This is a genomic window from Clostridium sp. (genome assembly GCF_036569345.1).
Classification (GTDB): Bacteria; Bacillota; Clostridia; order Clostridiales; family Clostridiaceae; genus Clostridium_AD.
Window position 1 is genome coordinate 1 of the sequence record NZ_DATCQT010000089.1, and the last position, 13286, is coordinate 13286.

General features: G+C 30.7%; 16 protein-coding genes. All 16 read left to right on the forward strand.

Annotated elements, in window-relative coordinates:
• Window positions 1-234: 234 nt before the first annotated feature.
• Complete coding sequence (locus VIM70_RS08885; protein WP_331945397.1) at window positions 235-621, forward strand: hypothetical protein; 387 nt, start codon at window positions 235-237, stop codon at window positions 619-621.
• 28 nt (window positions 622-649) lie between these two features.
• Window positions 650-1510 carry a M50 family metallopeptidase gene (locus VIM70_RS08890; protein WP_331945398.1) on the forward strand — a complete coding sequence of 287 codons (861 nt, stop codon included), beginning with the start codon at window positions 650-652 and terminating at the stop codon, window positions 1508-1510.
• Between the two features lie 270 nt (window positions 1511-1780).
• Entirely contained in the window at window positions 1781-3628 is a 1848-nt protein-coding gene (locus VIM70_RS08895; RefSeq protein WP_331945399.1) for a TIGR03960 family B12-binding radical SAM protein, read from the forward strand.
• Entirely contained in the window at window positions 3579-4319 is a 741-nt protein-coding gene (locus VIM70_RS08900) for a TIGR03936 family radical SAM-associated protein (protein WP_331945400.1), read from the forward strand. Before VIM70_RS08895 ends, VIM70_RS08900 begins: the two co-directional genes overlap by 50 nt.
• A gap of 20 nt (window positions 4320-4339) precedes the next feature.
• On the forward strand, window positions 4340-5782 hold the full coding sequence (locus tag VIM70_RS08905; protein WP_331945401.1) for an Rne/Rng family ribonuclease: 1443 nt from the start codon (window positions 4340-4342) through the stop codon (window positions 5780-5782).
• Between the two features lie 142 nt (window positions 5783-5924).
• The gene (gene rplU, locus VIM70_RS08910; protein ID WP_331945402.1) at window positions 5925-6236 is read left to right on the forward strand and encodes a 50S ribosomal protein L21; all 312 of its coding nucleotides are present in this window, start codon (window positions 5925-5927) and stop codon (window positions 6234-6236) included.
• Between the two features lie 2 nt (window positions 6237-6238).
• Complete coding sequence (locus tag VIM70_RS08915; RefSeq protein ID WP_331945403.1) at window positions 6239-6571, forward strand: ribosomal-processing cysteine protease Prp; 333 nt, start codon at window positions 6239-6241, stop codon at window positions 6569-6571.
• A gap of 4 nt (window positions 6572-6575) precedes the next feature.
• Window positions 6576-6878, forward strand: coding sequence for a 50S ribosomal protein L27 (rpmA, locus tag VIM70_RS08920; protein ID WP_331945404.1), 303 nt, complete (start codon window positions 6576-6578; stop codon window positions 6876-6878).
• A gap of 52 nt (window positions 6879-6930) precedes the next feature.
• A complete protein-coding gene (locus VIM70_RS08925; RefSeq protein ID WP_331945405.1) occupies window positions 6931-7542 on the forward strand; it encodes a Spo0B domain-containing protein in 612 nt (203 codons plus the stop codon).
• Between the two features lie 48 nt (window positions 7543-7590).
• A complete protein-coding gene (obgE, locus tag VIM70_RS08930; protein WP_331945406.1) occupies window positions 7591-8874 on the forward strand; it encodes a GTPase ObgE in 1284 nt (427 codons plus the stop codon).
• A gap of 85 nt (window positions 8875-8959) precedes the next feature.
• A complete protein-coding gene (locus tag VIM70_RS08935; protein WP_331945407.1) occupies window positions 8960-9250 on the forward strand; it encodes a YhbY family RNA-binding protein in 291 nt (96 codons plus the stop codon).
• Between the two features lie 115 nt (window positions 9251-9365).
• On the forward strand, window positions 9366-9965 hold the full coding sequence (gene nadD / locus VIM70_RS08940; protein WP_331945409.1) for a nicotinate-nucleotide adenylyltransferase: 600 nt from the start codon (window positions 9366-9368) through the stop codon (window positions 9963-9965).
• A gap of 73 nt (window positions 9966-10038) precedes the next feature.
• A complete protein-coding gene (yqeK, locus tag VIM70_RS08945) occupies window positions 10039-10626 on the forward strand; it encodes a bis(5'-nucleosyl)-tetraphosphatase (symmetrical) YqeK (protein WP_331945410.1) in 588 nt (195 codons plus the stop codon).
• Window positions 10616-11893 (forward strand): LCP family protein, encoded by a 1278-nt coding sequence (locus tag VIM70_RS08950; protein ID WP_414648696.1) that lies wholly within the window; start codon window positions 10616-10618, stop codon window positions 11891-11893. Before yqeK ends, VIM70_RS08950 begins: the two co-directional genes overlap by 11 nt.
• Window positions 11894-11944: 51 nt before the next feature.
• Window positions 11945-12325 carry a RidA family protein gene (locus VIM70_RS08955; protein ID WP_331945411.1) on the forward strand — a complete coding sequence of 127 codons (381 nt, stop codon included), beginning with the start codon at window positions 11945-11947 and terminating at the stop codon, window positions 12323-12325.
• Window positions 12318-13274, forward strand: coding sequence for an RluA family pseudouridine synthase (locus VIM70_RS08960; protein WP_331945412.1), 957 nt, complete (start codon window positions 12318-12320; stop codon window positions 13272-13274). The genes VIM70_RS08955 and VIM70_RS08960 overlap by 8 nt, the downstream gene beginning before the upstream one ends.
• The last annotated feature ends 12 nt before the right edge of the window (window positions 13275-13286 follow it).

Here is a 13286-nt window from a genome sequence, read left to right on the forward strand (position 1 = left end):
TATTGGGGATAATTTTTTAAAATAAATACCATTATTCTACTGTTTTATATAGTTTTTTGTTATTGTTAGACAGACTCACGTACGGTTCTGTGAGAGGAAAGAAGTCGGGAAATTTATTCCCGACTTTTACCTACTCGATTATGCTTAATAGATACTTTTTTCTTATAATATGTAATATAAATAGGGAAAATCAAATATATATAAATAGTGAAAAGAATGCATAAGGGGGATAAAATGGGAAATTATAATACGCAATACCAAAGCTATTATAATAATTTAGCTAAAAAACAAAAAGGTTCAAATAAGTTTTCTAGTGAAGGTAATATACAAAGTAGAATAACAAAATTTTATATAAAGAGAGTAACAAAGGAATTAATTGGTGTATTGGTATTGCTTATTTTTGTTCTGTTTTTCAAAGTAGTAGTTACACCTAAAACGCAATATGTTTATAACTATTCTAAGCAAGCAATAAATAAGCAATATAATTATAGTAATCTACTTGGTAAAGTGAAAGATGTTAAATTTAAAGATATTCAAGGTATTACAGTGAATTTCTTTGAGAAAGTTAAAAGTACAATTTCCAGTGGAGATACAATAAATGATAAAAATATTGGTTTTTAATAGTTAAGCAATTGCTTTGGGGGATTAATTGATAAGAATAAGTAAGTTATTTATACCGTATATTATTTTGTTAATAATATTAGGATTTAAAGGGCAATTGATAATATCCTTTGCTTTTGTAATAATCCATGAGTTAATGCATTACCTGGTCGCCAGAATCTTAGGCTTTTCGGGTTTTGATATAGAAATACTTCCTATAGGGGCAGTACTTAAGGTGAAAGATTTAGATGAAGCAAGTGCTAAAGAAGATTTAATAATCTCTTTAGCGGGGCCATTATTTAATTTATTATTAGCAGCCATTTTTTATTTTTTATTTATAGTATTCAAATCACCTTATTTACAATTAATGTGTAATAGTAACTTAGCTATAGGTATTTTTAATCTTATCCCAGCCTTTCCCCTAGATGGAGGGAGAGTGCTTAGGGATATCTTAAGTATAAAGACCATATATAGAAAGGCTAATGAAATCTCTGTTATGATTAGTATGATACTCGGAAGTATTTTCATGTTTATATATTTTGTAAGTGTGTATGCACATAAAAGCAATTTTAATTTAGGGCTAATATCTATATTTATTTTAATATCTTCGATTAAAGAGAAGGAAAGGATAGTATATTTAATTATGGGCTATATTATTAAGAAGAAATATAGGTTTATAAAAAGGGGATATGTAGAGAACAGAAGTATATCTATTTTTTGCAAGAAAAATTTGTTAACTGTACTAGGACTAATTGATAAGAATAAGTATAATTTATTTACAATATTAGATGAGAATATGAGTGTGCTAGCAATTTTGTATGAGGAAGAAATAATTCAGGCAATAAAGTCATTTGGTAATATAAGTTTAAGTGAGTATATTGATATTAAAAAATTAAAGGATACTTTCTAATAAAACATATTGACAAATAACCATCTTTGTATGAACTGCCCCATGCCAAGTAGATAGGGGTGCAGTTCAGTTTAGGTTGGTTATTTTATTTATTATTTTGAAATTTATCACTCATGTGTTAAAATAAAATAATGTAATAAACGTAGGGACTACTCAAACAAATAACAAGCAAAGAAATTAGAATGCTTACTTGTTATTTATTTGAGTGTGCTTGTGGTAGATGAAAGTAATAACTGTTCTACCACTCAGAAAAAACGAGGAGGAATTTCTATGAATAAAATTTCTGATGATATCTTATTTAAGGTCGAAAAGCCTGCTAGATACATAGGCGGAGAACTTAATTGTTGCTATAAAGATTTAGAGAAAATTGATATAAGATTTGCGTTTTGCTTTCCTGATGTGTATGAGGTTGGTATGTCACATTTAGGCAGTCGAATACTTTATCATGTCTTAAATGAAAGAGCCGACACTTACTGTGAAAGAGCTTTTGCTCCTTGGCCAGATATGGAAAAACAAATGAGAGAAAATAATATAGCTCTATATGCGCTAGAGAGCAAAGATTCTTTAAAGGAATTTGATATTATAGGATTTACGCTTCAATATGAGATGAGTTACACTAATATACTTAATATGCTGGATATGTCTGGTATAACCATAAGAGCTTCTGAGAGAGGCGATGCTGAACCTATAGTTATGGCTGGAGGTCCTTGTGCTTATAATCCTGAACCACTATATGATATAGTAGATTTCTTTGAGCTTGGTGAAGGCGAAGAGATAATGAATGATGTGTTAGATATTTATAAAAATTTCAAAGGTCGTAAAAAAGAATTTCTAAGAGAAATATCTAAAATAAGGGGCATATATGTGCCTTCATTATATGAGGTTACATACAACGAGGATAATACCATCAAGGAATTTAAACCTAAATATGATGATGTTCCTAAAATGGTTAGGAAAAGATTTGTAACAAATCTTGATGAAGTTGCTTTCCCTGATAAAATGGTAGTTCCATATATTGAAATAGTACATGATAGGGTAATACTCGAGACATTTAGAGGATGCACTAATGGATGTAGATTCTGTCAGGCGGGTATGATATATAGACCAGTTAGAGAAAAGAGCACGGCTAACCTTATTGATTCAGCAGATAAATTATTAAAGAGCACAGGATATAGAGAAATATCATTAAGTTCTTTAAGTATATGTGATTATTCAGATATACGAAACCTTATAACTACACTTATAGAAAAACATAAGGATAATCATGTGAGTGTGTCTCTTCCGTCAATTAGAATAAATTCTTTCTCTGTAGACCTAATTAAAGAGATACAAAAGGTTAAAAAAACTGGTATAACTTTTGCACCGGAAGCTGGAACGCAACGAATGCGCGATATTATAAATAAGGGTGTTACAGAAGAGCAAATATTAGAAGCTGCCAGTAGCGTTTTTGCTTCAGGGTGGTCAACTATAAAGCTCTATTTCATGGTAGGACTTCCTTATGAAACTTTAGAGGATGTACGAGGCATTGCAGAGTTATCAGATAAAGTTGTAGCGGAATACTTTAAAATACCTAAAGAAACAAGGAAAAGAGGATTAAGGGTCACTTCGAGTTCTGCTATATTTGTACCAAAACCATTTACACCATTTCAATGGGCTCCGCAAAGCAGAATGGAAGATGTAGTTGAAAAAATAAAAGCAGTTAAATATGCAATAACAAGTAAGGCGGTTATTTATAATTATCATGAATCATTAGTTTCATACCTTGAGGCTGTAATTGCAAGAGGAGATAGAAGAATTTGTGATGTTATAATAAAGGCATTTGAAAAGGGTGCAAAATTCGATGGTTGGTCTGAATATTTTAATTTTGAAATATGGCAAGAAGCAATGCTCGAATGTGGTGTACTAGGAGAATTCTATGCTTATCGTGAAAGAAGTTATGATGAAATACTTCCCTGGGATTTCATAGATATTGGTGTAAATAAAGAATACCTAATTTCAGAAAATGAAAAAGCTAAAAAGGTAGAACTAACCCAAAATTGCAAACTAGGATGTACAGAGTGTGGTGTTAATGTTAACTTTAAAGAAGGGACGTGTTTCAAGGGTGCGTTATTTAATTAAGTATACTAAAGACAGTGAGATTAAATTTGTTGCTCATTTAGATTTAATGAGAACTATTCAAAAGGTAGTTAAAAGAGCAGAACTTCCAATAAAATATTCAAAAGGATTTAATCCTCATATGGCAGTGTCCATTGCGCAACCATTGTCAGTAGGAGTACATTCAAATGGGGAATATATGGATGTAATTTTTGAGGAAGAGTTAGAAGAAGAATATATTTTGGTGAAAATGAATGAAAACACGCCACGTGGAATAAAAATTTTAGATGTGGTAAAAGTTATCCCGGTTGAGGGAAAAAAACAATCACAAGCTATGGCAGTTATTGATGCAGCAAAATACACTATTAAATTAAAATGCTTTGATGAAGATGAGGTTGTAAAAACACTAAAGGATGTTTGTAGCACTGAGCAGTGGAACATTATTAAGACCAGCAAGAAAATTGGAGAAAGAATGGTTAATATAAAACCATTAGTATTTGAATTTGATTATAAGGTACATAACTTTGTGCTCAATATATCAGTTCTTATTGCTTGTGGAAGTCGCGATAATTTATCTGCTAGGCTACTTGTAGACTACATGAGTGAGCATATAGATTCTATTAACAAAGAGGCCTTTGTTGATATAACGCGGGAAGAAATGTATGCATATAAAGATGATAAATTAGTCACTCTTAGCAATTATTTTAAAAATTAGTAAAACGGGAGTGGGTTAAAGTGAAAGAAATATATATTGAAAGACAAGAAGAGTTTTTAAGAATAGCTATAAAGGAAAGTAACAAATTAAAGGAATGTTTTATAGAGGAAGAGTATAGTGGGCCGATTCCAGGGGAAATATATAAAGGCGTCGTAAAAAATATTGTTCCAGCAATCAAGTGTGCCTTTGTAGATATTGGTCAAAGTAAAGATTGTTACATGTATCTTGACGCACGATTTACTAATACCAAGATAAAAAAAGGCGATGAAATTATTGTTGAAGTTTTAAAAGAAGAAATAGATAAAAAGGGAGCTAAAGTTACTAGTGCTTTTGGTATCCCAGGTACTTACTGCGTGGTTGTAAATAGTAATAAAGATATAAATTTTTCTAAAAAAATAAACAACGTGGCTTTTGAAACTATGGTGTCAAGTCAATTGATTAAACCAGAAGATATAGGAGTAATGATTAGGACTAATGCCTTTGATGTAGATATTAACATTTTAAATGATGAAGTTAAAAGTCTATATGAAATATATAAAGATATTATAAACCGCGCAAAATACTCATTAAACCCTATTTTGCTATTTAGTGATGCTGGAGCTTTAAACAGAACCCTACGTGATATTTTAGATAAAAATACTTTTAAAATAGTATTGAATAATGAAAGCGATTTTGAGTATGCTAAAGAATATACGAAAAATCGATCTGATATCGATGTAAAAGTTGAACTTCATAGTGAAAGCAGAACTCTACTTGATTATTATGGAATAGAGAAAGAAATACTTAGTCTTCGTAATCATAGAATATCACTAAAATGTGGAGGCAATATTGTAATTGATAAAACAGAGGCAATGTATGTAATTGACGTTAATTCTGGAAAAAACATAAAAAGTCGTTCATTACAAAAAACTGCTCAAAGTACTAATATTGAGGCGGCGAGAGAGATTGCAAGACAAATAAGACTCCGGAATTTAAGTGGGATCATTATAATAGATTTTATTGATATTGAGGACTTAGAGGTGAGGAGAGGTATATTAGATGTTTTAAGGGAAGGTTTTGCAGATGATAAAAATAAGACTGTAATCTATCCGTTTACACAGCTTAATTTGGTTCAAATTGCAAGGCGTAGGCGAGGAAAGTCTATATATGAATTTATTGAGGAACCCTGCAAGCATTGCAATGGAAAGAGTACTAGGGTTAAACTATCCTATATTCAGTTTTTAATTAAAAACGAAATTTATAAATTGCAAAAGGAACAAGGTATAAAGGACATATATATTGAAATTGATCAGATTTATAAAAAGGATATTATGGAGGACGTTTTAGAATTCACAGGTCAAATAGGGGCAATAGATAATAGTGTTTATGTGAATTTTATTCATCATTTAGAAAAATTTAAAGTTGAATCGCTAATCTTTGAAAATCAAATAAGAAATCTGCAAACATATAAGATATATGGATAAATGTGCTTTACAAACATATGAATATATGGTAAAATGGCTTTTGTAGACCGCACACACAAGGTTCTAAATCATACTTGCTTTAAAAGATTTACATAAAGGTATGTACCTGGGATGGCGAGACTGGATCAAGGAGGTGTATTTTATGTATGCAGTTTTAGTTACTGGTGGAAAACAATACAGAGTTCAAGAAGGAGACGTTTTATTCGTTGAAAAATTGGATGCTGAAGTTGAGACGACCATTGAATTGAATGAAATTCTTGCAGTAGGCAAGGAAGAGGGTTTAGTAGTTGGAAAACCTCGAGTTGAAGGAGCTAAAGTTGTTGCTAAGGTATTAGCACAAGGAAAAGCTAAAAAAGTTGTAGTTTTTAAGTTTAAAAGAAAGTTAGATTACAGAAAGAAACAAGGACACAGACAATCATATACTAAGATTCAAATTGAGAAGATAGAAGCTTAATTATGGTCAAAGTTAGATTTGTCAGAAGTTCCGGTAAAATAGTTTCTTTTAAAATAAAAGGTCATGCATTGCCTAAAGAAAAACAGATGGATATAGATTTAGTTTGTTGTGCTATTTCATCAATTTCTCAAACTACAGTAATTGGGATTGAGGAAGTTTTGAAAATAAAGACAAAGTATGTTATAGATGATGGATTCTTAAATTTAAATTTAGAAAATCAAACTCTAGAAGATATCGAAAGATGTCAAGTTTTACTTGAAACAATGATACTTGGACTTAAAAGCATAGAAATTACTTATGGTAAATATATAAATGTAGAAGCAGAGGAGGTGTAGTACTATGTTAGTTATGAACCTTCAGTTATTTGCTCATAAAAAAGGAGTAGGTAGCTCAAGAAATGGTAGAGATAGTGAATCTAAGAGACTTGGAACAAAACGTGCAGATGGACAATTTGTTCTTGCAGGTAATATTTTAGTAAGACAAAGAGGAACAAAAATTCATCCAGGAAACAATGTTGGAATAGGTGGAGATGACACTCTTTTTGCTAAAATTAGTGGAATTGTGAAGTTTGAAAGAATGGGAAAAATGAAGAAAAAAGCAAGCGTTTATCCTGTTGATGAAGAAATGTCTATTGCTGAATAATTTAAGGCACCCTTAAAGGGTGCTTTTTTAAAATTCTCTTTTGGAGGATATTATGATTAAATTAGATAAAGATGGATTAGAAAAAGATGAATTACAAAATTATATAATTTTACTTAGAAAACAAAGACACGATTTTATGAATAATCTGCAAGTTATATATGGATATTTGCAAATGAAGAGGCCAGAGTGTGCTTTGGAATACATAGATAAATTATCTAAAGAAAATGAAGTTATTAGTGAAATTTACAAATTGCAGGATGAGGGATTTTCACTATGTCTTGAAAATAATATTAAAAAATTATGGGTAAATGAAATAAAAGTAGAATTGGACATTGAAATTAGTAATTTTAAAAATAAAATTTTTGATAAAAAATACAGTAAAAAAAATAATATAGTAAATACTATATTTAAGGAAATTGAAGACATTAATCAAAATTTTGTTTTTATTTATATATTTGAAGATGAATTAGGTGAAAGTCTACTTATTACTAATAATCAAGCCATGTATGATGAAATAAGTTGGATGGATGAATGGGAAAAAGTAGATATAGATATGGAAATAGACGATTTAAGAATTTATAAATGTAGTTTTGATAATGATATAGCTTATAGATTAATATTTGGCACATCAAGTGATGTCGACATCCTAGGTAAAGCTGAATAGATTTAAAATTAAACAAAATAGAAAATGCGCTAAGGTAAGGTGAAATATATGTTTATTGATACAGCCAAGATTTTTGTTAAGTCAGGAAATGGTGGTAATGGAGCCGTTTCGTTTAGAACAGAAAAATATATACCACTGGGTGGACCAGATGGTGGAGATGGTGGAAACGGTGGAGATGTAATATTAGTAGTTGATGCTAGTATGACAACTTTATTAGATTTTTCATATGCAAGGAAATTTGTAGCAAAAAATGGAGTGGGTGGTTCTGGCTCTAAATGCTACGGAAAAGCTGGAGAAACTCTGCACGTTAAAGTTCCAATGGGGACTATTGTACGTGACATGGAAACAGATAAAATAATGTGTGATTTAGCTCATGATGGTCAAACTTTTAGGGTTTGCAAAGCAGGGCAAGGTGGAAAAGGTAATGTTAAATTTTGTACACCTACAAGGCAAGCACCTAATTTTTCGGAACCTGGAATGCCAGGAGAAGAACGATGGATTAAGCTAGAACTTAAACTTTTAGCTGATGTTGGATTATTAGGTTTTCCAAATGTAGGCAAGTCAACATTACTATCAGTAGTGTCAAAAGCAAGACCTAAAATTGCTAATTATCACTTTACAACTTTAAAACCAAATTTAGGAGTAGTAAGTGTTAAGGGTGCCCAGCATTTTGTTATGGCTGATATACCAGGTATAATTGAAGGAGCGGCTGAAGGGGTAGGTCTTGGAATAGGTTTTTTAAGACATATTGAAAGAACTAGAATGCTTATTCATGTTGTTGATATTTCAGGAATTGAAGGTAGAGATCCTGTAGAGGACTTTATGAAAATTAATGAAGAACTTAGAAAATATAGTGTTAAATTATGGGATAGACCTCAAATAATAGCTGCAAACAAAAGTGATCTGTTATTTGATGATGAGGTTTATGAAAACTTTAAGAAAAAATTAAATGAATTAGGATTCGATGATAGTAAAATATTTAAAATATCTGCGGCTACAAATCAGGGTGTAGAAGCTTTGATGAAAGAAGCAGCTAGAATGCTTACTACTATTCCGGTTACTGAGCTCGTAATAAATGAAGAAGAAAAATTTGTAGTAGAAGAAAAAAGATTTACATACACTGTTGAGGTGGATGACCAAGGAACTTTTGTTGTTGAAGGAACTTTTGTTGATAGGTTGCTTACTGCTGTTAATATAAATGAACCTGATTCTCTTAAATATTTTCACAAAGTATTAAAGAATAAAGGTGTATTTGATACATTAATTGCAAAAGGAATTCAAGACGGCGATTTAGTAAGATTACAAGATTTTGAATTTGAATTCTTATTATAAAATATAAAAAGTTATAATTGTTATCTTATAGGGGACATGAAAATACTTATTTGAATGTTCCTAAAGATGTAGCTAGGAGGATATTATGATTACAAGTAAGCAAAGAAGTTACTTAAGAACTATTGCAAATCCATTACAACCTTTATTTCAGCTTGGAAAAGCTGGTGTAGAAGTTAATTTTTTAAAGCAGGTAGAGGATGCATTAGAGTCTAGAGAAATTATTAAAATTAAAGTACTAAATAATAGTGGTCTAACTGCCAGGGAAGCTTCAGATATAATTTGTGAGGCAATAGGCGCAGAGGGAGTTCAAAGTATTGGTAGCAAATGTGTATTTTACAAAAGGTCTTTAAAAAAGCCAACGATTGAATTACCATAAAAGCATGTAACTTTACATGCTTTTTCCTCTATTTAAAATTAGAAATTTGTGTTAATATACAGCTCCGCAGGAGATGATTTGAGGAGCCTTATTATAATATAAAGAAGGTGTTACAGTGAAAAAAGCCATCTTTGGAGGAACATTTGACCCAATTCACATAGGCCATGTTCATATTGCCTATGAAGCATTATATAATTTACATTTGGATAAAATTTTATTCATGCCGGCAGGCAACCCACCTAACAAACTTAATGAAAAAATTACAAATTCTCAAATTAGATATGATTTAGTTAAAAAAGCAATAGAATGCGAAAGCGACTTTGAAATAAGTGATTATGAAATAAAAAAGAAGGAAAATAGTTATACCTACGAGACTATTGAACTTTTTAGTAAATCACAGCGTAAGACAGAGTGGTATTTTTTAATTGGTGTTGATAGCTTAATGGATTTAAATAATTGGAAAAATGTAGGAAGAATACTGGATAATTGTAAGCTTGTGGTTTATAATAGGGCAGGATTTACAGTGGAAGAAGTATTAAAACAAAAAAAATATGTAGAACAAAAATTTAACAAGGAAATAATTTTTCTTGATATGTCAATTATAGACATATCTTCAACAAAAATTAGAAAAAACATAAAACAAGGTAAAAATGTTAACTACATGCTTCCTGGAGGAGTGGGGACGATTATTGATAAACTTCATCTATATAAATAGGAACTAATATAAAAATAGAAACTAAATAATCGAAAATTATTTTATACTTTGTAGGAATGCTAGGGGGATTTAAATGTGGAATGATAAAGAGATGCTTAATTATTTGCAAATAAATTTAAAAGAAAGTAGACTCAAACATAGTTTAAGTGTTAGTGATACTGCAGTGACACTAGCAACTATTTATGGACAAAATATAGAAAAGGCACGAATTGCAGGATTAGTACATGATTGTGCAAAAAATATGACAGATGCACAGCTTGTAAAAGTGGCTATAGAGTATAAAATAGATATAGATGAAATATATAAACAGAATCCATCAATTTTGCATGGACTAGTGGGAAGTATAATAGCTAGAACAGTAATGGGGATTTTAGATCAGGATATTCTAAATGCCATTTGCTATCATACTACCGGCAGAAAAAATATGAGTATTTTGGAGAAGATAATTTATATTGCGGATTATATCGAACCATTAAGGAAATTTAATGGGGTAGAGGAATTAAGAAACTTAAGTAAGATAGATTTAGATGCTGCAATAATACAATCGCTTGAAAATACAATAAAATATGTTATAAGTCAAAAGGGATTATTGCATATAGATACAATAGATGCAAGAAATTATTTATTAAGTAAACAAAGTGGGGGAAAGTATGAAAAATGAGAAAAAACGAAAAAAGATAGTTAATTATAAAAGGTTTGCTATTGTTACTATTAGTTTTTTGGTGATAGTTTGTGTTTTGATTTTTGCGGGTTTTTATTTCTACTTATCCAAACTTAATAATAATGCAGTAGATTTATCTAAAAAAGATATAACATCTAAACTGAGCCAGGCTGAGTTAGACAAAATAAGTAATGATGGAGGATCTTGCAATATACTTGTTATGGGTGTAGATATAGGTACTCCAGGTGCTACCAATGATGATGATCCGAAGAGGACAGACACAATGATATTAGCACATTATAATGCGAAAGATAAAAAGATTAGTTTAGTTTCTATTCCGAGAGATACCTTAATTCAAATAAATGGAAAAAATCAAAAAATTAATGCTGCCCATGCTGTTGGTGGTGTGACTTCAGCAGTTAAAGCTGTAGAAGAATTATTAGGTATTAAAGTTGACTACTATGCCAAAATTGATTATGAAGGATTTAGAAAAGTGATTGATGCTATTGGTGGCTTGGATATGGAGATAACAAGGACAATGAATTATGATGACCCAACGCAAGATTTGAGCATTCATTTTGTAAAGGGTACAACAGTTCATTTAGATGGCAAAAAAGCTGAAGAATTCTTTAGATGGAGAAAAAATAATGATGGTACTGGTTTAGTAGATGGGGATCTAGGGAGAATAAAAATTCAACAAATGTTTATTAGTAAGCTTATGGAAAAAATAAAAAGTCCTAGTATAATAATCAAGATTCCAAGTATTTTATCAGCAATTCAAAGCTATGTAGAAACTAATATGGATGCAAACGGTATACTTAAGTATGGATACTTATTTGCTACTATAGGTAAAGATAAGATTTCTATGGATACTATGAAAGGTGAATCAAAGTATATAAATAATGTATCATATGTAGTATATGATGAAGCTCAGAATAAAGATATTATTTCAAAATTAAATGATAGTCAAGTACAGAATATAGATAAGTCAAAGTTTAAAATTAAGGTACTTAATGGTACAAAGAAATCAGGGTTAGCGAGTGATTTTTCAAAATATATTTCAGAAAAAGGCTATAATAAGGCTGTAACAGATAATGGTGCACCTACTAGTAAAAGCAAAATTATAGTATACAATGGCAGTGAAGATATAAAAGCTGACCTAATAAAAGATTTTAAAATAGACAATATTGAGTTTTTATCGTCAAAAGAGGAGAATTTTGATATAATAGTCTTGTTAGGTGAAGATCATGAATACATGTATAAATAGCTTGTAAGAAGATAATTAACTAAGCGCATATAACAATTAGGAGGAGAAAAAATGGAAAAACTTATTATAAGTACAAGTAAGGCACCAGCAGCACTTGGACCATATTCTCAAGCAGTAAAAGTTGGGAATCTATTATATACTTCAGGGCAATTAGCAATAAATGCTGCTACTGGAGAATTTATAAATGATGATATAAAAAAAGCTACAGCACAATCTTTAGAAAATGTAAAAGCTATATTAGAGGAAGCTGGTACTACATTAGATAAGGTAGTAAAAACACTAGTTTTCTTAAAGGATATGAATGATTTTGCTGAAATGAATGAAGTATACTCTTTATATTTTGGCACTAATCCTCCAGCAAGATCTTGCGTTCAGGCAGGAAAACTTCCCAAGGATGCAATAATAGAAATAGAAGTAATTGCAATTGCCTGATAATAAATTAACCTATGTGGTTCGTGAAGATATTAAAGAAGTAAAATTAAGAGATTATTTGAAGTATGCAGAGAAGTTGTCTGGTAGATTTATAAAAGGTTCAGGTCTTACTGGAAAAATAAGTGTAAATGATAAAGTGGTTAAGTTAAATCATAGAATAAGTTCAAAGGACATAATAGAAATTGATATGAAGAAAGACGAGCATCAAAACATTGAACCCGAAAAGATGGATATAGATGTGGTATATGAGGATATAGACCTTATTGTTGTAAATAAGAGACCAGGCATAGTGGTTCATCCAACTCGCGGGTACCCTTATGGAACTCTTGCCAATGGTGTTTTATATTATTTCAAAGAAAAAGGTGAAAATTGCATTGTAAGACTAGTGAGTAGATTAGATATGGATACTTCAGGTCTTATAATAATTGCAAAAAACCAATTTTCACATATGGCGTTAGCTAGGGATATGCACAGCAACTTAGCACAGAGCAAAGACAAAAGTGGTGAAGACATTCATGACAAGACTTTAGAGAAGAGTTATATGGCTATTGTACATGGCAATATGAAAGAAAAGTCTGGTACTATTGATTTACCTATTGGAAACCCAAATGAAGATAGTGCAAAAAGAGAAGTCTGGGAAGATGGGCAAAGAAGTATAACTCATTACCAAGTTGTTGAATCTTTTAAAAATGCTGATTTGTTAAAAGTTACACTGGAAACAGGTAGAACACATCAAATTCGTGTTCATTTAAGTCATATTGGGCATCCGCTTTATGGGGACAGCCTTTATGGAACAAGCGAGCCTAATTACATTGATAGGCAGGCACTACATGCTTATAAATTAATTATCCCACATCCAAGAACTGGTGAGAAGCTTATATTAGAGTCGAAAATCCCAGAAGATATGGAGAATTTGGTAAGTAAATTAAAAGCTGAGAGTGACATATAAAAAAGCAACAGG